Here is a 25811-nt window from a genome sequence, read left to right on the forward strand (position 1 = left end):
ACGATACCATCTCTAATTGAACAGTATTCTCACCTGAAGAATAAACCGTTCCGGGGGCAAACCTCGGGACAATATCTTGCTTGACGCAGTAACAACCGCGAATGCGGACCAGAATGCACGTGCAAATTTTGCGCTGGCCGTTTCCATTTTGACGATTCAGCCGGAAGGCGGCCCACGCCGCCTCCACGCAGAAAAACAGCTGCAAACGATCGGTCTGAGCGGCACCTTTATTCAAGGTTTCAGCAAAAATGACCCGCAGATCATGTCGGAATACACTTCCGTAAAGAATCTGCTCTTCAGTAAACGGGATCTCACGCTAGGCGAGATCGCAGTCTACTGCGGCCATCGTGCGATCTGGCGCAATTTTCTTGAAAGCGACGCCAAACATCTCCTGGTCATGGAAGATGATTTCGTTGTCCTCGACCCGAGAAAATTTATCGAGGCACTCGCCGACTGCCTCGATAAGCAATCGGATTGGGGCATGGTCAAGTTCTTCGATTACCGTCCCAAGCGCGTCCGCAGACGTAAACAACTCAACGCAACGGAAATCGTCCAGTATAAATACGCTGCGTCGGGCGCAGTCTGCTATCTTATTAACCGCCAGACTGCCGAAAATTTTCTCAAGCGCAAGCGCTTCTTCCGCGCCGTTGACGAGGATTTTTCCTGGGGCTGGGAGCTTGGCCTGGATGTCTGGTCGGTCACGCCGAACCTGATGGCTGACGGAAGCGAAACGCTTGGCGGTTCACTGCTTCAAGATGACCGCCTGGCAAAGAAGAAGCAGCGAAATCTGCCGCGTTCCTTCTGGGCGAATCTCATTCAAGCCTACAAGCTGACCCGCTCTTTAACGTCCTGATGCGCGCTTGAGCCTGCGCAGCCGCTTCCTGGCGAGCGAGGCATAGAACTTTTTGCGCATTTCCATGAGACGCCCCAGGGGCGACGAAAACCGATAGGCCTTGTGCGTCTCGCCGAACAGTTGTCGGGCATAGACCTTTCCATCCCCACTATACCGGACGCCTGTGTAATGTTCGGGAATGAGCGTGTGAGAGGGCCAGATTACGATCTCGGGCCGCAGTTCTTCGATGAGTTGGGCGACAAAGAGATTACCCGTCTGTTTCCATGGGTGGTCGAGTTCGCTCACCGGAACCGCAGCCAGCCTGTCGAGCAACGCGTCCAGGAAAGCGTTTCCAACTGTTGCCGCGATGATCGGCGAGACGAGCCTGCCGCGCACGAACTCGTTCTCATAAACTGTATAGAGTGTTCCACCATCCAGCATCAGTTCATCGACTGGATGAAGGCAAATACTATCTGCCTCAGCGAGGTAACCGCCATTCTTGTAGAGAATTTCGTAGCGAAGGAGGTCGGCAGCACCGGCATACCAGCCGCGCTTCATATATTCATCGATCTGTTTTCGTGTGCGGAAATTGCCGTCTCTGAGATAGGCATTGTCGTAGAGATGATAATGCCACTGAGGATGCTTGTTTGCCCAGCTCTGCATCCAGTTTGAGGGCGGCGTCTTCGGACCAATCCAGATATGTCCGAGACGCTTGGGGATATTCATCATGCCTAATGCCTTTTGCGCCCCCCAAGCACTGTCGGCATACGCACTATCGTCATCACATCGTTCTCACAAGCCAGCACAAACTTATTCAGCGTTAGCTGAATTCGCTAGATCAATGTTCTGGCGTACCGCTTAACAATGTGAAATCGGGCATCTCAAGCCGTGCGCATCTCGTAGACCTTATCCGCCCGGGCTTCGAACGCCTCGGCGAAAGTGCGGAATGCACGTTCGAACATCGTGCCCATGAGGGCACCAAGGATGCGATTCTTGAACTCGTACTCGATGTAGAAGTGAACGTCGCTGCCGTCCTCGGCAGGAGTGAAGCGCCAGATATTGTTCAGGTGCCTAAATGGCCCGTCGACGTATGAAACCTCGATCCGGTTTTCCTCCGGCTTGAGGAATACCTGGGAGGTAAAAGTTTCGCGAATAGCCTTGTAGCCAACGGTCATATCCGCGATCAGCAGCTTATGACCGTCACGCTCGCGCGTTGAGCGAATCGTCAACGCTTCGCATAATGGCAGGAATTGCGGATATTGCTCGACGTCGGCCACCAGAGCAAACATCTGCTCTGGTGAATGCTTCACGCGACGGATGGTTTCGAATTTCTGCATCGGTAAGATCAGGATGCCTTCTTGGCCAGGAATGCTTCGCGGGCTGCACGCAGACGAGCGAAGTCATCGCCGGCATGGTGGGAAGAGCGCGTCAGCGGGCTGGATGCGACAAGCAGGAAGCCCTTGCTCATGCCAACTGTCTTGTAGCCCGCGAATTCCTCGGGCGTGACGAACTTCTTGACCGGATAGTGCTTGCGGCTTGGTGCGAGATACTGCCCGATAGTCATGAAGTCGATATTGGCGGAGCGCATGTCATCCATCACCTGCAACACTTCGTTGCGCTCCTCTCCGAGACCGACCATGATGCCCGACTTGGTGAAAATCGACGGATCGAGTTCCTTCACGCGCTCCAGAAGACGCAGCGAGTGGAAGTAGCGCGCGCCGGGGCGCACCTTGAGATATTTTGAGGGAACTGTTTCTAGGTTGTGATTGAACACGTCCGGACGTGCAGCCACGACAATTTCGAGCGCGCCGGGTTTGCGCAGGAAGTCCGGCGTCAGGATTTCAATCGTCGTACCTGGCGATGAAGCGCGAATCGCATGGATCACGTCGGCAAAATGCTGAGCACCGCCATCAGCGAGATCGTCGCGATCGACCGAAGTGATCACGACATGCTGCAGGCCCATCTTATGCACGGCCTTGCCCACATTGGCAGGCTCGTCGGGGTCAAGCGCAGTCGGGATGCCGGTCGAGACGTTGCAGAAGGCGCAGGCGCGCGTGCAGATTTCGCCCATAATCATGAAGGTCGCGTGCTTCTTGTCCCAGCACTCGCCTATATTCGGGCAGCCCGCCTCTTCACACACCGTGACGAGCTTGTGCTCCTTCACGATGCCACGCGTTTCGAGATAGCCCTTGGACGTCGGAGCCTTGACCCTGATCCAGTCCGGTTTGCGCAACACCTCCTGGTCGGGCTTGTGTGCCTTCTCCGGATGCCGCGGGCGCGGCTTGGCAACCATGTCGAGAACGTTGACCATCTCTCGTCCCTAAAATCTTCAGTCGAAGCCCAGACGTCTGCATTAGCAGACGGTATAAGGGGCCTTCCTGCCTATATAGATAAATGCGCGGCAAAGATCACCCCTTCGCCGCGCATCCCTTCAATGCATTACGGCCTTAAGCGTTAAGCGCACGTCCGTAGGCGTCGAGCACGCTTTCCTTCATCATTTCCGACAAGGTCGGATGAGGAAAGACCGTGTGCATCAGCTCTTCTTCAGTCGTTTCCAGGTTCATGGCGACCACAAAGCCCTGGATAAGCTCGGTCACTTCCGTACCCACCATGTGTGCACCGAGAAGCTGCCCCGTCTTCTTGTCGAAAACGGTCTTGATCATACCTTGATCTTCCCCGAGCGCGATCGCTTTGCCATTGGCAGCAAAGGAGAAGCGTCCGACGCGCACGTCGTAACCTGCTTCCTTGGCCTTTGCCTCTGTCAGGCCGACGCTGGCAACCTGTGGGTTACAATAGGTACAGCCCGGGATCTTGCTCTTGTCGAGCGCGTGAACGCCCTTCACACCGGCGATCTTCTCGATGCAGATCACACCCTCATGTTCGGCCTTGTGCGCCAGCATCGGCGCGCCGGCAACATCGCCAATGGCGTAGATGCCCTTCACGTTGGTCGCGCCATAACCATCCACGACGATGCAGCCACGCTCCGTTTTGATGCCAAGCTCTTCGAGGCCGAGGTTTTCGATATTACCCTGCACGCCGACTGCCGAGATCAACCTGTCAGCCGTGATCTTTTCGACCTTGCCGTCCTTGGTCTCGACATGGGCGGTAATGCTGTTCGCCTCCTTTTCGACCTTGGAGACTTTCGCCCCGGTAATGATCTTGAGGCCGCGCTTTTCCAGCTGCTTGCGGGCAAAGGCCGAGATTTCGGCATCTTCCACTGGCATGATCTGGTCCATCAGTTCAACGACAGTCACATCGGCGCCCATCGACTTGTAGAAGCTCGCAAATTCGATACCGATTGCACCCGATCCCATTACGACGAGCGATTTCGGAAGTTCGGCGGGCTTCATCGCTTCGAAATAGGTCCAGATCAGCTTGCCGTCTGGCTCTATGCCCGGCAATGCACGCGGGCGTGCACCCGTGGCGACGATTATATGCTTGGCCTTGTAGGTGCCTTCACCCAATGCTCCCTTCGGGAGCGGATGCTGCGGTTCAACCGGAGCCTTTTTGGTCTTGGTGACCAGGATTTCGCCCGGCTTGGAAAGCTTTGCCTCGCCCCAGATCACGTCGACCTTGTTCTTCTTCATCAAGAATCCGACACCGCCGTTGAGACGTGCGGAAACGCCGCGCGAACGGGCAACTACGTCCTTCACATCCGCCGTCATCGTGCCTTCAAGCTTGAGACCGTAATCCTTGGCATGATTGGCATGGTCGAGAATTTCAGCCGAGCGCAGCAAGGCCTTTGTCGGAATGCAGCCCCAGTTGAGACAGATACCGCCCAGATGCTCACGCTCCACGATGGCTGTCTTGAAGCCAAGCTGAGCGGCGCGCACTGCCGTTACATAGCCACCTGGGCCAGAACCGATGATGATGACGTCGTAAGTGTCGGCCAAGATAATCTCCTTCAACCGATGTCGAGCAACGCGCGGACCGGACCTGCCAGTCCTTCGCCGATTGCCCTTGAATTTCTCCCGTCCAGATGAATCCCGTCGAGGGGCGATGCACTGGACACCGTTGCGGCATCGAAAAAGTTACAGAACTTTTGTTCAGCCACAGATGCATATAGTTCAGAGAGCTTTTTGGAAAGAGCAATTCCGTTAGGGAAAAGTAGCGGAAAATCGACCCAGTCCGTCTCCGTCAAATGCGGCGGCGCAACGAGCAGGATCCCTGGCACCTTCGCTCCGACAGGATAGGCATGACGCACTATCGTGTCGACCAATCGTCCAAGCCCACGAGCCGAGGCTAAAGGCGACCCAGCGATCCAAGGCTTGAGGTCGTTGGTGCCCAGTATGATGATGATGAGATCGAGCGGCGAATGGGTGGTTAGCACCGTCGGCAAAAACGTTGCGCCATTGCGATTTTCCGGTGCGGTGCCATCCTCGAAAACGGTTGTGCGGCCGGGGAGTGCTTCCGAGATGACCTGCACGCCGCTTCCAAGAACCTCTTGCAACACGTTTGGCCAACGGTCTAGTGGCGCATGCCTGCCCTGCCCGTCCGGTCGGGAGCCCCATGTCAGCGAGTCGCCATAGCAGAGTACGCTTTTCATCGGGCTCCCCCGTTCTTAGACGAGCATGCTCATCGGGTTTTCGATGCGGCTCTTGAACGCTGCCAGAAGCTCCGCCCCCAGGGCGCCATCAACCGCACGGTGATCGCATGAAAGCGTCACGCTCATCATCGTCGCGACCTTCACCTCGTCATTATCCGTCACGATGGCGCGTTTTTCCCCTGCACCAACGGCAAGGATCGTGCCCTGCGGCGGGTTGATGACGGCCGAGAAGTTCTTGATGCCGAACATGCCAAGGTTAGACACGGAGGTCGTGCCCCCCTGATATTCTTCCGGCTTGAGCTTCTTGTCCTTGGCGCGCGCCGCCAATTCCTTCACCTCGTTGGAGATAGCGGAAAGGCTCTTCGTTTCTGCCTTGCGGACGATCGGCGTGATCAGCCCGCCATCCAGCGCAACAGCTACTCCGACATCAGCATGCTTGTGCACAAGCATGCCCTGCTCGCTCCAGGACGCGTTAGCAGCCGGAACGTCAGTAAGTGCCAGGGCAAGCGCCTTGATGACGAAGTCATTGACCGAAAGCTTGTAGGCCACGCCGTCGCCCCGCCTCGGAGCGGCATTATTGAGATCGGCGCGCAGCTTCATCAGCCCGTCAATATTGCAGTCGAGCGAGAGATAGAAATGCGGCACCGTCTGCTTGGCCTCCACCAGACGCTTGGCAATTGTCCGGCGCATTCCGTCATGCGGCTTGAGCTCGTAGGAGCCTTCCTCGTAAAGCTTGAAGACGGCATCATCGGACATGCCTTTTGATGCGACCGGTGCAGCAGCTTCGCCCTTAACAGGGGCCGTCGCCTCATTTTTGGAAACGCCGCCCTTGGCAGCCGCCTCAACGTCGGCTTTGACGATACGCCCGCGCGGGCCGGTCCCGGACATGGACGAAAGATCGAGGCCTGCCTCCTTGGCAAGACGACGCGCCAGCGGCGTGGCAAACTGACGGTTACTAACGCCATTTCGGGTAGCCGGAGCCACTTCCTGCTTCGGAGCTTCGGATTTTACAGGAGTCTTTTCGTCAGTCTTTGGCGATTCTGCCTTGGCATCGCCGTTGGAAGACGCTGCCTCTGCCTTTTCCTGCTTGAGCGCAGGTGCCGCGTGTCCGGAAGCAGCCTTAGCTGCCTCTGCAACATCTTCGCCATCTTCGGCCAGAACCGCGATCAGCGCATTGACCTTGACACCCGCCGCACCAGCCGGAACGACGATTTTGGCCAATGTACCTTCATCGACTGCTTCCACTTCCATGGTCGCCTTGTCGGTTTCGATCTCCGCCAGCACGTCGCCCGGCGCAATCTGATCGCCTTCCTTCTTCAGCCATTTGGAAAGGTTGCCCTCTTCCATGGTTGGCGAAAGGGCAGGCATCGTGATTTTGATCGGCATGACGCTTCCCTTACTTCTTGTAGGTGACGGCTTTGACGGCCTCGATCACTTCGCCGACATTCGGCAGCGCGAGCTTTTCGAGGTTTGCTGCATAGGGCATCGGCACGTCTTTGCCCGCAATGGTGATGACCGGTGCATCCAGATAATCGAAAGCACGCTGCATCACCTGGCTGGCAATATGATCGCCGACCGATGATTGCGGAAAGCCTTCCTCCACCGTGACGAGGCGGTTTGTCTTCTTCACCGACTCGATTACCGTGTCGAGATCAAGCGGACGAATCGTGCGCAAATCGATGATTTCAACATCAATGCCCATTTCGCGTAGCTCGGCTTCCGCTTTGACGGCATAGGTCATACCAATGCCGAAGGAAACAATGGTAACGTCGTTCCCCTTCTTGTGCACGCGTGCCTTGCCTATCGGTAGAACGAAATCGTCGAGTTTCGGAACCTCGAAGGTCTGGCCGTAGAGGATTTCGTTCTCGAGGAAGATCACCGGGTTCGGGTCTCGAATGGCAGCCTTCAGCAAGCCTTTGGCGTCGGCAGCCGTGTAGGGCTGAACGACCTTGAGACCGGGAATATGGCTGTACCAGGCAGCATAATCCTGGCTGTGCTGCGCTCCAACGCGGGCCGCCGCGCCATTAGGACCGCGGAATACGATCGGCGCGCCCATCTGGCCGCCGGACATATAAAGCGTCTTTGCAGCCGAATTGATGAGATGATCGATCGCCTGCATGGCGAAGTTGAAGGTCATGAATTCGACGATCGGCTTCAAACCGGCCATCGCAGCACCGACGCCGAGGCCTGCAAAACCGTGTTCGGTAATCGGTGTATCGACAACGCGCTTCGCGCCGAATTCCTGCAACAAGCCTTGTGTGATCTTGTATGCGCCTTGGTATTCGGCCACTTCCTCGCCCATGACGAAAACGTCACCGTCCCGACGCATTTCTTCGGCCATAGCGTCGCGCAGCGCTTCACGCACAGTGGTTTCGACCATTTCCGTACCTTCCGGAATGTCCGGATCGGCAACGACTTGCGCTTTCGGCGCGGCAGGCACCTTAGCCTTGTCTTCGTCGCCTTGAACGGAAGCGGGTTTCTCGCCGGAGGCTTCTTCCGCTTGCGGCTTGCTTTCCTTGTTTTCTTCCTTTGCCTCGGAAGAATCCGCCGAAATCGAAGACGCGTCTTCGCCTTCTTCGAGCAGAAGGGCGATCTTCGTGTTGACCTTCACGCCCTGGCTACCTTCCTCAATGAGGATCTTGCCGAGGGTACCTTCGTCAACCGCTTCCACTTCCATGGTCGCCTTGTCGGTTTCGATCTCGGCAATGACGTCGCCGGGGGCAACCTTGTCGCCTTCCTTCTTCAGCCATTTCGAGAGATTGCCTTCTTCCATCGTCGGAGAAAGCGCGGGCATAAGAATATCGATAGGCATGGAGCGCTCTCCTTAAAGCAGAATATCGGTGTAGAGCTCGGATGGATCCGGTTCCGGATCGGTTTGGGCAAACTCTGCCGAGTCCGTCACGATATCGCGCACATCCTTGTCGATGGCCTTCAATTCGTCTTCCGAAGCCCATTTCTTTTCCAGGAGACGCTTCTTGACCTGTTCGATCGGGTCCTGCTCGGCGCGCATTTTCTGCACTTCTTCTTTCGTGCGATACTTCGCCGGGTCGGACATCGAATGGCCGCGATAGCGATAGGTCATCATTTCGATGATGATCGGACCCTTGCCGTCACGGCACCACTGCGTGGCAAAATCGCCGGCAGCCTTGACCGCGCGCACATCCATGCCATCCACCTGGAAACCAGGAATGCGGTGGGAAACGCCACGCTGCGAGAAATCGGTTTCGGCTGACGAGCGCGATACCGATGTGCCCATCGCATAGCGGTTGTTTTCGATGATATAGATGGCGGGAAGCTTCCACAGCGAGGCCATGTTGAAGCTTTCATAGACCTGGCCCTGATTGGCCGCGCCGTCGCCGAAATAGATCGTGGCGACATTGTCGTTGCCACGATAGTGGTTCGAAAACGCAAGACCGGTGCCGAGCGACACTTGCCCGCCCACAATGCCGTGGCCACCATAGAAATGCTTCTCTTTCGAGAACATGTGCATGGAGCCGCCCTTGCCCTTGGAATAGCCTCCGCGGCGCCCGGTAAGTTCAGCCATCACACCGCGCGCCGTCATGCCGGTCGCCAGCATGTGGCCATGGTCACGATAACCCGTGATGATCTGGTCACCTTCATTGAGAGCCATCTGCATACCGATGACTACAGCTTCCTGCCCAATATAAAGGTGGCAGAAGCCGCCGATGAAACCCATACCGTAAAGCTGGCCGGCCTTTTCCTCGAAGCGGCGGATGAGCAGCATTTCGCGATATGCGGAAAGCTCCTCCTCCTTGCTGAATTCGGCCGCCTTGGGTGCCGTCATGCGCGACGGCAAGGGCGCGGCTGCGTTGTTCTTGGAGGGCGATTTTCTCGCTACGCTCGCCATGCAAAACTCCCTGAAAAGGTGATGCAGATGACTGGAAACACCTGGCGCGAACAAAAGTTCGCATTGCTTCCAGCGATGCGCGGAAACTAGCACGGCGGCATAAAAAGGGAAATCAGAAAATTGCAGCCTGAATTTTATGCATCATATTGATTTTTATGGGATTTTTTGAATTAACTTGATTTTGGTTAATTTACAATTCGACCAGTTTCAAGGATAATGAGCTCGTCTGGCTGTGACATGTTGAGGACTCGGCGCACCTGTTCGTCAAGCATGTCGCGTTCGATCGTTCCGTCGCGCAAAAGGCTCAAGCGGTTGTCAAGTTCCATGCGCTCGGCCCGAATGGCGGCAAGCTGTTGCTCCAGTCCTGCCCGACGTTCTATGAGCTGATATTTGGAATAGATCCCGTATTCGCCATTATAGGCATGAAAGCCGAAATAGCTCAGGAACAGCGTCGCGATCGAAGGCACGATTAGCCGGCCCCATGGACGGTTCTTATGCTGCTTGGTCCACATACCGGGTCCACACTCACGCAAATACCAGAATGAATCACCCACTAGGGCGCAGTTTCGACCATGCCGAAACTTGCTTAATGGAGCGTTTACGTACGGGAGAGCTTGGAAAGGAAATAAGCGGGTGTAGGGCATAATCCCGGCCATGGCAGGGAGCCACCTTGAACATGGGAGGGCACGAAAGACGAAAACTTCTTCGGAACAGCCCCTGCTTCGACCGGCAGAAACCTCCCCCCAGCGAAGGGGGAGGTTAAAGAGCGGCGTTCTTAGCCCTTGACGCCAAAGGCATCACGACCGGCATACTTGGCCTGGCGGCCCAGTTCCTGCTCGATGCGAATCAACTGGTTATATTTCGCGGTACGATCAGAACGGGCCAGCGAGCCTGTCTTGATCTGACCGCAATTCGTCGCAACCGCCAGGTCGGCGATCGTCGAATCTTCCGTTTCGCCGGAACGATGTGACATGACCGCGGTGTAGCCGGCCTTGTGCGCTGTTTCGACCGCGTCCAGCGTTTCCGTCAACGAGCCAATCTGATTGACCTTGACGAGGATCGAATTGCCGACGCCCATCTTGATGCCATCGCGCAGGCGCGCCGAGTTGGTGACGAAGAGATCGTCGCCAACGAGCTGGCACTTGGAGCCGATCTTGTCGGTGAGCAACTTCCAGCCTTCCCAGTCGTCTTCGGCCATGCCATCTTCGATGGTGATAATGGGATAGCCCTCTACCAGCTTGGCAAGATAATCGACCTGGGCAGCCAGATCACGTTTCACGCCTTCGCCTTCGTAGTCATAGACACCGTTCTTGAAGAATTCCGTTGAGGCACAGTCGAGTCCAATGGCAATGTCCTGCCCCGGCTTGAAACCTGCCTTCTCGATGGAAGTCATAACGAAGTCGAGCGCAGCTTCGGCGCTCTTCAGGTCCGGCGCAAAACCACCCTCGTCGCCGACATTGGTATTGTGCCCTTCTTCCTTCAGACGCTTTTTCAGCGTGTGGAAGACCTCCGCGCCCCAACGCACGCCTTCGCGCAGCGAATTCGCACCGACTGGCAGGATCATGAATTCCTGAAAGTCGATCGGATTATCGGCATGCGCTCCGCCGTTGATGATATTCATCATTGGAACAGGCAGCAAATGCGCGTTCGAACCGCCAACATAACGATAGAGCGGCAGGCCGGTGGCGTGCGCCGCAGCCTTGGCAACGGCCAGCGAGACACCAAGGATGGCGTTGGCGCCAAGCCGGCTTTTGTTCGGGGTACCGTCCAGCTCGATCATCGTGCGGTCAATATGTATCTGATCTTCAGCATCCTGCTCGACAAGCGCCTCATAAATTTCGGTATTTACAGCTTCGACCGCTTTTTCGACCCCCTTGCCAAGATAGCGTGCGCCGCCATCGCGCAATTCCACAGCCTCATGGGCGCCCGTCGAGGCGCCAGAAGGAACGGCTGCGCGACCAAAGGAGCCGTCCTCCAGCGTCACATCCACTTCGACTGTGGGGTTGCCACGGCTGTCGAGAATCTCGCGTCCGGTAATGTCGATGATTGCGGTCATTCGTCTTGGCCCTTTGTCTTTTTTGGGTAGCCCGCGCTGAACGGAAGGCAGTGCGGAAATTTGCCTGTCTGTCTTAGCCAATGCCGATGAAAACGCAATGACGCCCTAACAGACTGTAACGAAAAGGCGAGACATGAATGCCCCGCCCTTCTCTGAAATTAGCCACGCTTGGCGATGGCATCTATCTCCATGAGGGTTTCCAGAAGCCTCCGCATCTCGTCAAGCGGCACCATGTTCGGACCATCGGATGGCGCATTATCCGGGTCTTCATGGGTTTCGATGAAGAGACCGGCAACACCAACCGCAACGGCCGCGCGCGCCAGGGCGGGTACGAACTTGCGTTCACCGCCAGAAGAACCGCCCTGCCCACCCGGCTGTTGAACCGAATGCGTGGCATCGAATACGACCGGGGCTCCAAGATCAGCCATGATCGGCAACGAGCGCATATCTGAGACCAGTGTATTATAACCGAAGGATGCGCCACGCTCCGTCAAAAGCACATTTGAATTGCCCGATTCCGTCACCTTGGTCAGAACATTCTTCATATCCCAGGGCGCGAGGAACTGTCCCTTCTTCACATTGACAACCTTGCCGGTCTTGGCAGCCGCGACCAGAAGATCGGTCTGGCGGCAAAGAAAGGCCGGGATTTGCAGTACGTCGACAGCCTCCGCCACCAGGCTGCATTGCTCTTCCGTATGCACGTCAGTAACCACGGTGACGCCGAGATCCTTGCGCAGGTCGGCGAAAATCGGCAAAGCGGCATCGAGACCAGCTCCACGCGTACCCTTCAACGATGTGCGATTGGCCTTATCGAAACTGCTCTTGTAGACAAAGCCCACACCCAGCTCATCCGTCAGTTCCTTGAGTTTTCCCGCCATCATGAAAGCATGATCACGCGTTTCGAGCTGGCATGGACCAGCAATCAGCGAAAACGGCTTCGCAGACGAAAAGACGGCTTTGCCGACCGATACGGATGAATTGGCTGAAGTCATGGAATTCCGACGTCCTGTTTATTGGCAAGACCGGTCATAGCCGGTTTGCGGTGGCAGCGAAAGCATTGCCGCACAGATGGAGGTCAGGAAAGAAAAGATCAAGCCGGCATATCCGTGCCGACAAGTCGTGATTACTGTGCCGAGTTCTGCAAAAGTGTTTCGGCAAGTGTGATAGCCGTACGGCGATCCGTTTCCGGCGCAAGCGCAAACGCCTCTTCCTGCATGCGACGAATCCAGACGCGATCACCAGGCGAGGCATGTTCCATGGCAGCCGTCATCATGGCTAATCCACGAACCATCTTACCGCTCTGGAAAAGCAGGTTGCCGAGCGTTGCCTGAGCACCGGCATGTCCCTTTTCAGCAGCGAGCTGCAACCAGCGTCCTGCCTGACGTACCGACGCCTTTACCCCACCCTCGCCATTGAGGAACATCTTGCCCATCTCGAACTGCGCGGCGGGATTGCGATAAGTCGTCGCCGCACGCATGAAGAAGTCTTGCGCTGCACTTGGATTGGCGGCAACGGGCGAACCCGGGATGCCCTTCTTCATATAGATACCCAGAGCAAGCAAGGCATCCGACACATAGCTTTCTTCCGGACTGCCGGGAGCCACGTCTTGTTCGATGATCTCGTGGAAAAATTTGAAGGCGGCGTAATCGTCCTGACGCACACCATCACCTTCGGCATACATGCGGGCGAGCTTCCAACGAGCGCCAATCTGACCATTGTCGGCGGCATAACGATAGGCTTCGACTGCTTCCTCCTTGTGGCCGCTTTTATAGGCGGAGAAACCAAGCTTGAAAACGTCGCCGGGAGAGCGTTCGAAATCGCGTTCCATCGAATTGGGATCGAAAGCCGATGCCGTCACCACTGTCGTAAGTAACACAAACGCACTCAACGCAATTCCGGCAACGTTAGGGACCGCAATCGCGCTGACTCGAGCGGAGTGAGGTGACGGACACTTCGAAAAGATCCGAAGTCGCTCCACACCCGATTTGATGAATACGCCACAGCACATGCTATGCGACATGATCTTCATTCTTCCACGATGAAGCGCGTTCTTCATAAACGCCGGCTCCACCCAAACAGAGTTTCTTGCTCCGCTTTCCAATGTACCGACACAAAACTCCCTCACGCGTGCAGAAAATCCGCCCGTCGTCCGTGTTTCACGGTGTCTCACAAGGAAAGCGTTCAATGTAACGCGACTTTCGTCGCCGCACTTTAAGTTAATGTAAGAATGCGCTGGGTTTTGGTCCAAATTAGGGCCATGTTCGAAGCCTGTCATAGCAAGAGGGAAAGACCGGGTTCGCGCCTTTACTGGTTTGAAGAAGAATCCGCTTCGGGTCGTAAAGTTACGACCAACTGACAGAAACTGTTCTTTCGTCACAAACCTGACGTTCACTCTAACCCCCTTGTCACAAGAACCGGGAACCGATGCTTGAAACAGATTACATCTCCGGCGTGCGCCTGCTTTATGGCGGGAACGGGGCAATCTGGACCTTGAAACCTCCAGCGCATTCGTCAGCAAATTACTGTTGCCGATTCAACACAACTGCTTGCGCACACATTCATGAAGCATATTCGCAACAGAATGGGTTAAGAAATTCATTTCATGAGGAAATTCGGTCTGAGGATAAGCATTACGTTGAGTGCATTATCGACGGGAATCGTTTCGAAGCTCCCGCCAAAGGCTGAATAGCCTGTCCTCCTTAAGAAGCGCTGGCAAACTGGCATGCCACTCAGTGCGGTACGGTCGCGCAAGTTGCACATCCAGCACATCCTGATGATCCTGCCACGTCTCAATCAACATGAAGCGCAGCGGATCTGACGGATCCTCATGCAACGTGGCGCTAATAAACGTGTCTTCGTGCCGCATTGCATCAAGCACACCGGAAAGCAGCGACAAAAACAATGCACGCTTCTCTGGCTTGACGTGGAAAACGATTTCGTACGTAACGCTCATTCGCCCCCATCCTGCCAACCCGGTTATCGGCGGGCCATAATGCCATCGTGATAAAAGCCCCCGAATAGCGGTTTGCGAGGGCTTTTAAATAGTTACTATTACCAGCGGAATTTGTATCCAAGCTGACCGGAATAGGCCCAGCCATCTTCCATGCTTTCCGAACCTGCCGGATGCAAATGCGCGACTGGCCCCTCCTGGTAGCTAATACCAACGCCCGCACGCAATTCACCGCCAACACTGTCCTTCACAGACGTACCCAGTGCCAAGGTGTAGGTGTCTCCGTAAAGGTCGTAACCAGTACTGACGCCACGGTCCCAGCGAAGGGCAACCGAACCGGCCACCTGCTCGTTGAAGGCATGTCCGACGCCTGCTGTAACGGTCCAGCCGTCCTTCCAATAATACTGATTGTTTGCAGTGCGACCACTGAAACCGAGGTCGAGCGTTTCATTGACCGACCAATCGGTCCACTTGATAGAACCAAATGCCAGCCAACCAGGCGCAATACCGCTCTGGAGCTTCAGCTCAACGCTTTGCGGCAAGTCGCCCACGCCGAATGCAGGCAGAACAGCGGCTGGCGGTTGTCCAACCAGAATCCCGGCACCAGTAATGGTGCCGTCGGGATTGTGTTCGGTTGCAGAGCGATACATAAGCTCCGCTCGCAAGGCGATCTCGGGGATTTCATAGCCCACGCCAGCGCGCCAACCCACGTCAGATCCTGAGAGGCTGACCTTTACCGGAAAGCTGCCCAACGGCGTTGGCAGGAGACCATCCAGTCGATAATCGAGTTTTTCGACAAACACACCGCCCAGAAAGGCCAGTCGGCCTCGCTCCATGGGGACGAAGACGGCGCAGGTCGCACCATATTCGTCGATGCCGATCGTTTCACTGTTTTTCCGGATCGGAGAAACCAGGGCCGGAGATGTCGCATAATCATAATCCGATGCAGCCCCATAGACTTCGGTATAGGTCGCCGCGCAGGCGATCCTGTCATTGCCGAATTTCGCAGCAAAGCTTGGGATGACATATGCTTTTGAATACGTCGTTCCCACGAGTGCCGGATTGGAATTGGTACGGAATTTTCGGTTAGGATTGACCCAGGTCACGCCAGCGCGGGCATTGACGTCGCCTTGTTCGTAAAGAATGTCGGTGTCTGCCGTACCACGAGAGAAACCGCCTGCGGTCGCGCTACCAGCAGCCATGGCAGATGCGCCGGCTGCGAGCGCGATGGTGACCATCTTCTTCATTACTGTCCTCCGAATGTCCCCTTAGACCGTTTTTGCGGCCTTGATATTTTTATCGGCACTGAAAGAGGGCTTGGCAACGAGAACATTCGGCGGCCGGAAAACTCAAATGTTTCGAAAAATAGTGAATTTCAGTTTACGTTTACGTCAAAGAAATCCAAGCCACGGAAATATATGGAGAATTTTATTAAGCCTCTGAAATCGCTACGGACTTGATCGCCGTTGCGAAAAAGCCACACGCCCATTACTTCGAACTAGATCGCAAGGGAGAGAACCAAAACACCCGGATGGAAAACAAGAAGCCGGCGCTTTTGTGCCGGCTTCCATTCCCATCCTTTTGATTCGAATGGAACTACTCTGCTTCAATCACTCGCGATAAGGCGGTTTCCAGCTTGGCAAGGAGCGTAGCCAGCTCCGATTGCTTTTCTCGCTCGGCCAGAACAATTTCTTCCGGCGCATTCGCGACGAACTTTTCGTTCGAAAGCTTTTTCTCGATGCGCTCGATCTCGCTGCGCGTCTTGGTAATATCCTTCTGCAAACGCGCTTTTTCAGCTGATACATCGATCAGCGCGCCAAGGGGCAGACAATAGACGGTTTCGCCGACAACGAGTTGCGCAGCGCCCTTGGGGGCGTCGGTCGCACTCGATAGATGCTCGACGCGCGCCAGCCGCTTGATGACGGCCTCGTGGCGCGCGACGCGCTCCTGCGTCAGTGGATCAGGTGCGACCATGACCAGCGGCGCCATTGCGCCGGCTGGAACATTGCTGTCGGCGCGGACCGAGCGAATTCCCGAGATCAGGTCAACCAGCCAATTGATCTCGCCTGCGGCCGCCTCGTCGGCGAACTCGGCAACGGGCCATTCCGCATGACAAAGAAGCCCCTCACGCACTCCTTCGCTCGCCGTCAGTCCCCAGAGCTCTTCCGTCATGAACGGCATGAACGGATGCAAAAGCTTGTACGCCTCGTCCAGCACATAAGCCACGCAACGCTGTGCTTCGTGCTTTGCCGCCTCGTCCTCCCCCATGAATACGGGCTTCAACAGCTCCAGATACCAGTCGCAGAACTGATTCCACACGAATTTGTAGGCTGCGTCCGCTGCTTCGTTGAAACGATAGCGCTCAATACCTTGCGTCACTTCCGCCACAGTGCGTGACAGTTCCGTCAGTATCCAGCGGTTAACGGTTTGCGTTGCATCGCCCGGCGTGAAATCACCAGCGCCCGAAACGCCATTCATCTGTGCAAAGCGTGTCGCATTCCAAAGCTTGGTGCCGAAATTCCGGTAGCCGGCGATGCGCGCGGGATCGAGCTTCACGTCACGTCCCTGGGCTGCCATGATAGCCAGCGTGAAGCGTAGCGCGTCCGCGCCATATTCTTCGATCAGTTCCAGCGGGTCGATGACGTTGCCTTTCGACTTCGACATCTTGTTGCCGTTCTTGTCGCGAACCAGCGCATGAATATACACGGTGTGGAACGGCGCGACCGCCTGGCCGCTTTCATCCTTCATGAAATGCAGACCCATCTGCATCATGCGCACGACCCAGAATGGAATGATGTCGAAGCCGGTCACAAGCACGCTGGTGGGATAATAACGTGCGAGTTCGGGAGTCTTTTCAGGCCATCCCAACGTCGAAAAAGGCCATAATGCTGAGGAGAACCATGTGTCGAGTACATCTTCGTCGCGGGTCAGGATTTCTTCCGGCTTGAAGTTCTCAAGCTTGTCTTCCACGAATGCCTTCCACGGCCCATCCACCGCTAGATAGAATTCAACCGCCTGATCGAGCGCCTCTTTTTCGCTCTTGGCCACAAAAACCTTGCCATCCGGCCCGTACCACGCGGGGATCTGGTGACCCCACCAGAGCTGCCGCGAAATGCACCACGGCTCGATATTTTCCAACCAGTTATTATAAGTCTTTTCCCAATTTTTGGGCACAAAGTTGGTGCGTCCGTTCCGCACGGCATCAAGCGCTGGACCTGCAAGCGCCTTATTGTCGACAAACCACTGGTCGGTCAGCATTGGCTCGATGACGACGCCGGAGCGATCGCCGAACGGCTGCATGATTTTCTTGTTTTCGACGTACGGAATAGCATTGCCTTCCTCGTCCAGCGTCGTGACGGCCAGCCCTTCGGCGTTTATTGCATCTACGATGCGCTTACGCGCGTCGTAGCGGTCAAGACCTCGATATTCTTCAGGCACGAGATTGATCTCATCGACCTCGTTCTCGCTTGGCAGCTCACCCGTCCTGGCGATCTTCTGCGCCTGTTCGGCGTAATAGGCATATGGCTCGCCGTCGGCGCGCATCCGCGCCTGGTTGTCCATCAGGCGGTAGAGCGGAATATGGTTGCGCTTGGCGACCTGATAATCATTGAAATCATGCGCCCCGGTTATCTTCACCGCACCTGAGCCAAAATCCATCTCCGGATATTCGTCGGTGATGATCGGAATCAGGCGGCGATGCTCTTTCGGCCCGACGGGAATTTCGCACAGCTTGCCGACGATCGGCGCATAACGCTCGTCATCAGGATGAACGGCAACGGCACCGTCGCCCAGCATGGTTTCAGGACGTGTCGTAGCGATCGAGATATAGTCGCGCTCCTCGGAGAACGTGACATTGCCGCCTGCGTCCTTTTCAACATAGGTGTAGGTTTCGCCGCCAGCTAGCGGGTACTTGAAATGCCACATATGGCCGTCGACTTCCTTGTTCTCGACTTCCATGTCGGAAATGGCAGTCTCGAATTTTGGATCCCAGTTTACCAGCCGCTTGCCGCGGTAGATCAGCCCGTCGCGATAAAGGGATACGAAGACTTCCAGGACTGCCTGAGACAGCCCCTCGTCCATGGTGAAGCGCTCGCGCGACCAGTCGCATGATGCGCCGAGGCGCTTGAGCTGGTTGAAAATCAACCCGCCGGATTCTTCCTTCCATTCCCAGATCTTGTCTACGAAAGCCTCGCGGCCCAATTCGCGGCGCGTCGGTTGTTTCTCGGCCGCCAGTTTGCGCTCGACCACCATCTGCGTCGCAATACCAGCATGGTCCATGCCCGGCTGCCACAGAACGTCCTTGCCACGCATGCGCTCGAAGCGCACGAGAATATCCTGAATCGTATTGTTCAGAGCATGGCCCATGTGCAGCGAGCCAGTCACATTCGGTGGCGGGATCACGATGGTGAACGTCTCGGCACCAGGCTTTGAGCCTGCACCGGCACGAAACGCGTCCTTGTCCTGCCATTCCCGGGAGATCTTCGGCTCGACGCTCTTTGCGTCATAGGTCTTTTCAAGCATCACGCGCCTATGGACTTTTCTGACAAATGTTTAATGCGTGTAAATCGGAACGGGCCGCCTGAGTCAACGCACGTTCAGACGCCGTGGGACCGCGACGCCGGTTTCATATCCATGCGGCAGTATGAGTGTGTGGAGACATGGAGAGCATTTTCCACCGGAAGATGTTCGGTCGCGTCGCATCACGCTGCGGCATTTCCGCCGGATACCATCTCAAGCGCTGCGTCCACCCACGGCCTGATATTCAGGCATTCAAAAAGCCCGCCGCAGCTAGCTGCAACGGGCCTTCTGTCCGGATATCAAAATCAGCTTATCGACCGCCGCGCGCAATGCGTTCAATCTCTTCGCGAACCAGCTTTTCCACCAGGCTTGGCAGGTTGTTATCCAGCCAATCTTGCAACATCGGACGCAGCATCGTCTTCGCCATTTCGTCAAGTTCACGGCGGCGATTAGCCTCAAGCGCAACGTTCAACTCGCCAAATGCTGCCGCGATCTGCTGGCCCGCCTGTTCGGAGAGCATCTTTTCCGTGTCCGGCCGTGCAACGTCCTGACGCGGAGCCGGCGCTTGCAATTCTGGCTGCACATTCACAATGGCCGACTGAATCGACACGTTTTCTTCTGCGCGAGCGGACACACTCGGAGCAGTCTGGCGATAAACACCTTGCCCCTCGCCCTCCAGGGAGCGGGGGGCTGTCGGTGCAAAGCTCGGCTTCGCAGCTTGCATCGCTGGCTCGATCCGCTCACGCGTCGGAGCCACCTGAGACTGACTGTCCCATGCGGGTTGCTCACTCTTTGGCGCCTGACCGAATCGGCCCTGATTGTTCATGCTGCTCTCCTCTGCTTGCCGTCGGGGCGCATGCGCATTGGCATCATGCGCAGGCATTTCACGCTCGAGCACATCGGAAACGGCACGGACGGCAGCCAGATCGAAATCATCATTCCGCCTATCCTCGGCAATCTGGGTTTCTCGCGAAACCTCGACTCGCTCAGTCAGGGCTGGATTGTTCACAACCTCGAACTTTGGCTCCTGGCGGACGGCCCCAGCTACTTCCTTAACTGGTGGAACGCTGTCATTCGCCTGCTTGGCACCTGCGTCGCTGTCCTCGATGATACGTCGAATGGAAGCCAGAATCTCTTCCATCGTCGGCTCACGCTGAGCGCTATTTGCCTGTGCCATGATCATCCACCGCCAGAATTTGTGTTCACGAAGCGGCTTTTCAAACGGAACTTGTCCACCTGAGTCGCCACCATGATTTACGACTTGTTAACACAAAACAATCTGGCTTTGAATCCGCTGCCACCGTGTCGCGCAAACTACGCACAACTTGCTGTCATCGCGCTGCTCTTGCACTGCAATATCTCGGAAACCATTATATATTTGACACTAAAACTACGAAACCGTGCAGATTTGCACGGTCCGGCAAACCAGTCGTTGCGACCCGGATATAGGCACCGGCTCTGGAATCAAAAAAGCGGCCGACCTGCGACCGCTTTTTCATAAGGGCTAAAAAAGCTTAACGCCCGTCCGGGGTACGTAGTCCACGCCACTTGTCCTTGACCGCGTTATAATGCTCTTCCGGCTTGTATTCGGCGACCTGCAAGCCAAGACTGCGGACGTTCAGAGCGCCAATTGCCGCAACGATCTGATAGCTCGAATAGACGAGATCGCGCTGCGTCTGCACGACTGCGATTTCAGCGTCGATCACGTCGGCCTGGCTCTGCAAGACATCCAGCGTCGTGCGCTGGCCGACATTGCGTTCCTCGACCACGCCTTCCAGAGCGAGACGCGCAGCACGCACGCCCTCGCGGCTAGCCGCAACCGCCTGATTATTGGCATTGTACGCGACCCAGGCAGCCGTCACGGCGCGGCGAACCTCGTCGCGCGTCACATCTACATTGATGCGAGCCTGATTCAGGCTTTCCTTCGTCTGGCGAACCGTCGCGTCCAGTCGACCGCCCGAATAAAGCGGAATCGTCACCGTCGCTCCGATTGTCGCGGAATCATTGGTACCGTCCTGGTTGCTGCTCACGCCAGGAAGACCCGGCGCATAATCGCTCTCTTGCCAGCTGCGCTGCGCTGTCGCCGAGGCGCTCACCTGCGGAAGAAGCGCCCCTTCGGCCGCCTTTACATTATAACCCGCAACATCGACCGAGTGCTCAAGCGCCTTGACGGCCGGATGGGTCGTGAGAGCGAGCGTCACTGCCTGATCGATGCCCTTCGGCAACAGCTTCGAAATTGGGCCAGGCGCCGTCAGATTGGTCGGCTGCGCACCGACGATCTGGTAATAGATGGCCTCGCTTGCTCCCACACTGGCGCGCGCTGCGGCCAGTTGCGAGATCGCCAGCTGGCGCTGCGCCTGCGCCTGCGCAATATCGGTACGGGTACCCTCACCCACGTCAAACCGCGATTGGGCCGCGCGCAACTGCTCGTTCAGAAAGGAAAGATTGCGTTCACGCAACACGGCGATTTGTCGGTCGCGAATGACATCGAGATAAGCAGCAACGCCATTCAGCAGAACTTCCTGCTCACTGTTTCCCAGATTGGCATTGGCAGCGCGGACTGCGGCTTCCGCAGCACGCACCTGGTTGCGGGTCTGAAAACCGTCGAACAGCTTCTGCTGCACCTGCAGGCCGCCATTTGCTGAGTTCGTGCGTGCACGGTCCGTATTGCTATGCTGCACGGTGCCGTTCAGGTTAACCGTCGGGCGGTAACCAGACTTGGCAATCGCGACGCCTTCGTCGGTGACCCGAACACCGGCCCGATCGTAATTCAAGGTGGAATTGTTCTGATACGCCTTCGCCAACGCTTGGTTCAGGCTATCTGCAAAAACCGGAGACGAGCCGAGGAACGTAGTCGTAATCAAAAGTGCGCCCAGGACACGGGTACGAATGCCTGTCACGTTAAGCCCTCTCAACATTAATACCTTCGGTTTCCCGCTCCTCCCATTGCTTACGCAAAGCGGAAATCCTTCGCAAGGATAAGTAAGCCCGAGCATACTACCCGTCACTTACGGCAAAATGGTCTCACCGCCACTCAATGGCAATGGTTAAAATTTGAAGGTCGGCTTTTTCTCAAAACCCGCAATCGACCGAATCGATAGATTGAACGCCTTGCGGCTTGTAACATTTTCGCCGTCTCGTACATAGACGAGCGCGTTGGCCGCATTCCCGTGCCCCTCCACGGCAACGAGACGACCACCTTCGCGTAACTGCTTGAATAGGTCGGAGGGGACTTCCTCGACCGATCCCTCAATCAGGATCACGTCGTACGGGCCTTCCTTCGCACATCCCTGGACCGCCGGAGCGTTTACCACCGCGACATTATCGAAGCCGAGACGGGACAATGTTTCGGAAGCTGCCGCGGCAAGGTCCGCATCGTCCTCGACGGCAATAACCGATCCCGCGAGACGCGAAAGGACAGCCGCCGAATAGCCGAGGCCACAACCGAGGTCGAGAACAACGTCGCCGGGCTTCACATCGGCCAACTGTACCAGTTTGGCAAAACAGGCAGCTTCCATGAGATAACGCGCAGGCTGGCCTTCGCCCGCGGCCTGAATCAGGATATCTTGGTCAGAATAAGCGATGGCGCGTTTAGCAGCAGGAACGAACTCTTCGCGCGGAACGTCGAACAATGCATCCAGCAGTGATCGATTCGTCACGTCGATGGTCCGAATCTGGCCTTCGACCATATTGTTACGCTGCAAAGCGAATTCCGTCGTCATGACCGCCATCTGCCCTTCCCGCTGCATGCACCTGAGAAGATACATTACAGATTAATGCTTCGATTGGTTGGGCGGACAGCTCAGTCCGCCGCGCAATCGAGCGACGCATTGCCATGCATCGTGTTCCCTTTGCTGGAGGCCTCGCCCGGAATCGAACCGGGATACAAGGATTTGCAGTCCTCTGCGTAACCATTCCGCCACGAGGCCTCAAGCAAAGGGAATTTGCCGGCAGAACACGTCTGCGAGCGCTTCAATATGGTGTCGGACCTGCTCCGTCAAGCGACCTCCATGCGCTTATCCTTTGTTTTTCCAGGCTATGATAATGATTTGATCGCACTGTCGCGGAAGCGCAACGGGTTGCGCATCTCGTTTCCGCGCCGCTACGGCGTCCTGCCTCGCTTTGCCGCGCGCTCACGCCGGATCTTTCGATGCCACCAAAGTGTGCTGCGCCGCCTGCGACGGCGAATCGAGGCAAAGTCATAGGAAAGGATAAGAAGGCCGACGGGTATCATCCAGAAGCCGAGAATCGGCAGAAATCCCAATAGACCGCCTATGACAAAGGCTATGCCCAGCGAGATTCGCAGCAGACGTGAGCGCGGCAGTGTGATCTTGCGACCGAAGATCGAGACTTTTACCGTTCTGTTTTCGAATGTCTGCACGTTCTATACGTCCACTTCCTCTTCATCGACGGCATTTCTGTATCAACAGCCAGCGATTCTCAACGGTCAGCAATTGCCATGCCAATCATAAACTTTTCGGATATTCCTTATACGCCACCGCGAGAAGATTATTCCGTCGGATGGCCGACAAGGCTTCGCCGGAGCGCCAAAGAGTTTCGCCGGATAAATTCACAGCCGATTTGCCGTTTTTTGAAAAAAATCAAAATTCCCCCTTTTCAAAACGGAAAACCGAGTGCTATAGGCAGCCTCGCCTTCTGGCGCATGAGTTCCCCGGTAGCTCAGCGGTAGAGCAACCGGCTGTTAACCGGTTGGTCGCTGGTTCGAATCCGGCCCGGGGAGCCATAAATATTTGACGCTACAAGTGCGTCAAAATTTTCCTTGATAAAAATCAATAGGTTCAACGACTTGATGGCGTCGCCGCATCAGGCTCGGGTTTATTGACGCCCGCGCTGTGGTACATTGTGTGCTACAAAATGTGGTTCAACGATGAACAAACCATTCGAGAAATACGTAAAACGACGGTCTTTCGGCGGCCCGTCGCGGGTCGCCCGCCTTTAATCCCGGATGCGCAGCAAGCCGATGTTTGAAGGTCTCTCGCTGCACGGCCTCCCCTCAGGCAAGTCTTGCGGGATAAACTCCGCTTGAAGGCGCCAAGAGCTGGGGCTTGGCTATCCATCCAGGAAAGCAGCTTACAACCGATCCTATTCCCGCACTTGAACTGCCGCGCCGAACGCAGCATGAGGAATCCGTCGCTCCTAACCCGGCAAAACGAAGCTGGCCCCGCCGTAGCCGACGGGGCCAGGAGTTTTAGCGCGCTGCCACAGCCCCCGCGATCAAGCCGGTGGCAATGGTGATGAGCAGATACTGATTGTCCACCTTAACCCAATGCTGCCCCCGATCCGGGCGCTTCAGGCCATGACGATGATAATCGCGTACCGTGGCATGGCGTCTCCAGTCCGAATAGCGCTGGCCTTTCGACCAGTGATGGCGTTGCGCCTGCTTCTTCCGCACCTCGTGTTTCTTCTGCACATGGTGCTTCTTCTGTACATGGTGCTGCCCTGGGCGGTGATCATGACGGGATTGCGCTTGAGCGACAGGGGCGAGAAGAAACGAAGCAGCGACAGCTGCGATGATGATTCGGATTGCATTTTTCATGGAACTTCCTCTCTAGAACTGATGCCCCTTGGTAAGGTCGCAAGCCTGAACAGGAAATGAACCGGGAAATTACAATTTAGTAACTCAATGATCCTCAGGAAAGTCCTCGCTTGGTCAATGAATGTCGGAAGGACCAGCTGGGCGGCCCTCTACGCGTAGGCGATCCAGCCCCTGAAGCTCAATCCCGCATAGATCAGACTCGGTGTGGAAAACCCTGCTGCTCGTAGCATCGCTTCATCCTCGTCTGGCGAGAGGATCGTCAGCTGAGTTGCCATCACCTCCCGCGCACGCTCGACGGCGCGAGCTTCAAGTGAACTACCGGCATAAGCGACATGCCTCGCAATCCATAATGACCGCTCTGGATCTTCTTGCGGAAAGCTGAGATGGGCGAGAACAAAAGGTGCGCCAGGTTTCAGCCGCTGCCTGATCTGAACAAGGGTCTCCAGCCGGTTCTCGCGTTTAATGAAATGACAAGTCAGAAGACAGGTCGCTCCGTGGAACTTTTGGCCCGGCACATCCTCTATGCGTCCTTCAATAAGCGCGATGCGATCGGAATGGGCCCGCGTCGCCGTCGCAGCAACACGCAGCATTGCAGCGGAGGGATCAACGCCTATGAAATGCCAACCCGTCTGCGCCTCGGCCATTGCCCTCAGTTCCAGTCCGCCGCCCGCCCCCACGACGAGAACACGTCCAGCCACAGGGACGCGTTCCGCCAGCAGCATCGTCGTCATGCGAAGAAGATCGCCATATCCGGGCACCTGGCGGAATGGACGCTCACCGTAGGAGGCGGCCGATCTCTCATCGAAAGGATTTCCTGTCATGCAACTATAATAGTTACATTAAGGCGCGATGTCACGATCTGAATCAGCAGACGATGTTCGTCTACCACGCATTTTCGAACGCAGATTGGCCGATCCCTCTAAAAGGTGCGGTTCGGTTCGCATTACGGGAACTTCTTCGCGTCTAGAACTTATTGTGGAAGCGCCCGGATAGTGGGGCGACATGGATAGGGCGCATTATGACCGACAAGACGAAAAACTCGGCCTTCCCAAAAAAGGAAGGGCTTTCGCATCTCTTTGCCGCCCTCGGCTATTCGCTTGCCGGAGCGAAGCGCCTCATCAGGGAAACCGCCTCCCGCCACGAAATTATAGCCTTCCTGGCAGCACTCCTCCTGTTTGCGCTGGTGCGCGCTTCTCTCTTCCAGTTCCTTGGGCTGATCGTTCTCTTTCTCGTCCTTCTTGCTATCGAGGCGCTCAACACCGCGATTGAGGAAACCGTTGACTATATATCGCTCGAAACCGCTCAACCGGCCAAGCATGCGAAGGATCTGGGCTCGCTCGCCGTCTTCTGCATGCTCTTCGCAAACGGCTTGTACATTCTAGGCGTCATCGTCTCACGCATCTGGGTCTAGCTCTAAAAAAACCATAAAAGAAAGCGATGCCGCGAGAAGCGGAATCGCTTTCGGAACTTTATGAGTCCATGCC

General features: G+C 56.1%; 23 protein-coding genes and 2 tRNA genes. 3 read left to right on the forward strand and 22 right to left on the reverse strand.

Going from position 1 to position 25811, the window contains the following annotated elements; translation table 11 throughout:
- The first annotated feature begins 76 nt into the window (after window positions 1-76).
- Entirely contained in the window at window positions 77-853 is a 777-nt protein-coding gene (locus tag IE151_RS02175) for a glycosyltransferase family 25 protein (RefSeq protein WP_189487402.1), read from the forward strand.
- On the opposite strand, the gene IE151_RS02180 is transcribed toward IE151_RS02175, so the two are convergent.
- The 20 genes from IE151_RS02180 to IE151_RS02275 all read right to left on the reverse strand — a co-directional run bounded on the left by IE151_RS02180 (window position 842) and on the right by IE151_RS02275 (window position 23151).
- Window positions 842-1561, reverse strand: a complete 720-nt coding sequence (locus IE151_RS02180) for a glycosyltransferase family 32 protein (protein WP_244636571.1) — start codon at window positions 1559-1561, stop codon at window positions 842-844. The two genes, IE151_RS02175 and IE151_RS02180, sit on opposite strands and share 12 nt — an antisense overlap.
- Before the next feature lie 152 nt (window positions 1562-1713).
- Window positions 1714-2169: a type II toxin-antitoxin system RatA family toxin gene (locus tag IE151_RS02185; protein ID WP_189487404.1), complete on the reverse strand. Its 456-nt coding sequence runs from the start codon at window positions 2167-2169 to the stop codon at window positions 1714-1716.
- Window positions 2170-2177: 8 nt separating this feature from the next.
- Entirely contained in the window at window positions 2178-3143 is a 966-nt protein-coding gene (gene lipA / locus IE151_RS02190; RefSeq protein WP_189487406.1) for a lipoyl synthase, read from the reverse strand.
- A 136-nt stretch (window positions 3144-3279) separates the two neighbouring features.
- Entirely contained in the window at window positions 3280-4725 is a 1446-nt protein-coding gene (gene lpdA, locus IE151_RS02195; protein WP_189487408.1) for a dihydrolipoyl dehydrogenase, read from the reverse strand.
- A gap of 11 nt (window positions 4726-4736) precedes the next feature.
- Window positions 4737-5378, reverse strand: a complete 642-nt coding sequence (locus IE151_RS02200) for an SGNH/GDSL hydrolase family protein (RefSeq protein WP_189487410.1) — start codon at window positions 5376-5378, stop codon at window positions 4737-4739.
- Between the two features lie 15 nt (window positions 5379-5393).
- The gene (locus IE151_RS02205) at window positions 5394-6764 is read right to left on the reverse strand and encodes a pyruvate dehydrogenase complex dihydrolipoamide acetyltransferase (protein WP_189487412.1); all 1371 of its coding nucleotides are present in this window, start codon (window positions 6762-6764) and stop codon (window positions 5394-5396) included.
- A gap of 10 nt (window positions 6765-6774) precedes the next feature.
- Window positions 6775-8190, reverse strand: a complete 1416-nt coding sequence (locus tag IE151_RS02210; RefSeq protein WP_189487414.1) for a pyruvate dehydrogenase complex E1 component subunit beta — start codon at window positions 8188-8190, stop codon at window positions 6775-6777.
- A gap of 12 nt (window positions 8191-8202) precedes the next feature.
- A complete protein-coding gene (gene pdhA / locus IE151_RS02215; protein ID WP_189487416.1) occupies window positions 8203-9246 on the reverse strand; it encodes a pyruvate dehydrogenase (acetyl-transferring) E1 component subunit alpha in 1044 nt (347 codons plus the stop codon).
- Between the two features lie 185 nt (window positions 9247-9431).
- Window positions 9432-9758: an FtsB family cell division protein gene (locus IE151_RS02220; protein ID WP_189487417.1), complete on the reverse strand. Its 327-nt coding sequence runs from the start codon at window positions 9756-9758 to the stop codon at window positions 9432-9434.
- A 263-nt stretch (window positions 9759-10021) separates the two neighbouring features.
- Window positions 10022-11302: a phosphopyruvate hydratase gene (eno, locus tag IE151_RS02225; protein ID WP_189487420.1), complete on the reverse strand. Its 1281-nt coding sequence runs from the start codon at window positions 11300-11302 to the stop codon at window positions 10022-10024.
- A 158-nt stretch (window positions 11303-11460) separates the two neighbouring features.
- Window positions 11461-12294 carry a 3-deoxy-8-phosphooctulonate synthase gene (kdsA, locus tag IE151_RS02230; protein ID WP_189487422.1) on the reverse strand — a complete coding sequence of 278 codons (834 nt, stop codon included), beginning with the start codon at window positions 12292-12294 and terminating at the stop codon, window positions 11461-11463.
- Window positions 12295-12425: 131 nt separating this feature from the next.
- Entirely contained in the window at window positions 12426-13178 is a 753-nt protein-coding gene (locus IE151_RS02235; RefSeq protein ID WP_382344715.1) for a tetratricopeptide repeat protein, read from the reverse strand.
- 768 nt (window positions 13179-13946) lie between these two features.
- Window positions 13947-14255, reverse strand: coding sequence for a putative quinol monooxygenase (locus IE151_RS02240; protein ID WP_189487424.1), 309 nt, complete (start codon window positions 14253-14255; stop codon window positions 13947-13949).
- 98 nt (window positions 14256-14353) lie between these two features.
- Window positions 14354-15499, reverse strand: a complete 1146-nt coding sequence (locus IE151_RS02245; protein WP_189487426.1) for an outer membrane protein transport protein — start codon at window positions 15497-15499, stop codon at window positions 14354-14356.
- Window positions 15500-15848: 349 nt separating this feature from the next.
- Entirely contained in the window at window positions 15849-18773 is a 2925-nt protein-coding gene (locus IE151_RS02250; RefSeq protein WP_189487433.1) for a valine--tRNA ligase, read from the reverse strand.
- A 307-nt stretch (window positions 18774-19080) separates the two neighbouring features.
- Window positions 19081-19947, reverse strand: a complete 867-nt coding sequence (locus tag IE151_RS17810) for a PopZ family protein (RefSeq protein WP_280517231.1) — start codon at window positions 19945-19947, stop codon at window positions 19081-19083.
- 337 nt (window positions 19948-20284) lie between these two features.
- The gene (locus IE151_RS02260; protein ID WP_189487435.1) at window positions 20285-21688 is read right to left on the reverse strand and encodes a TolC family outer membrane protein; all 1404 of its coding nucleotides are present in this window, start codon (window positions 21686-21688) and stop codon (window positions 20285-20287) included.
- A 129-nt stretch (window positions 21689-21817) separates the two neighbouring features.
- Entirely contained in the window at window positions 21818-22492 is a 675-nt protein-coding gene (locus tag IE151_RS02265) for a protein-L-isoaspartate O-methyltransferase family protein (RefSeq protein WP_189487622.1), read from the reverse strand.
- 133 nt (window positions 22493-22625) lie between these two features.
- Window positions 22626-22699: transfer RNA gene (locus IE151_RS02270), tRNA-Cys, on the reverse strand.
- A 173-nt stretch (window positions 22700-22872) separates the two neighbouring features.
- On the reverse strand, window positions 22873-23151 hold the full coding sequence (locus IE151_RS02275; protein WP_189487437.1) for a hypothetical protein: 279 nt from the start codon (window positions 23149-23151) through the stop codon (window positions 22873-22875).
- Between the two features lie 288 nt (window positions 23152-23439).
- Here IE151_RS02275 and IE151_RS02280 point away from each other — a divergent pair.
- Window positions 23440-23514, forward strand: a tRNA-Asn gene (locus IE151_RS02280).
- A 465-nt stretch (window positions 23515-23979) separates the two neighbouring features.
- Here the strand turns inward: IE151_RS02280 and IE151_RS02285 are convergent.
- A complete protein-coding gene (locus IE151_RS02285; protein WP_189487439.1) occupies window positions 23980-24327 on the reverse strand; it encodes an RcnB family protein in 348 nt (115 codons plus the stop codon).
- A 149-nt stretch (window positions 24328-24476) separates the two neighbouring features.
- Window positions 24477-25148 carry a class I SAM-dependent methyltransferase gene (locus tag IE151_RS02290; protein ID WP_189487442.1) on the reverse strand — a complete coding sequence of 224 codons (672 nt, stop codon included), beginning with the start codon at window positions 25146-25148 and terminating at the stop codon, window positions 24477-24479.
- Window positions 25149-25345: 197 nt separating this feature from the next.
- Here IE151_RS02290 and IE151_RS02295 point away from each other — a divergent pair, with 197 nt between their 5' ends.
- Entirely contained in the window at window positions 25346-25738 is a 393-nt protein-coding gene (locus IE151_RS02295; protein ID WP_189487444.1) for a diacylglycerol kinase, read from the forward strand.
- Window positions 25739-25811: the final 73 nt, after the last annotated feature.

The sequence above is a fragment of the Limoniibacter endophyticus genome (assembly GCF_014652835.1).
GTDB classification, from domain to species: Bacteria; Pseudomonadota; Alphaproteobacteria; order Rhizobiales; family Rhizobiaceae; genus Limoniibacter; species Limoniibacter endophyticus.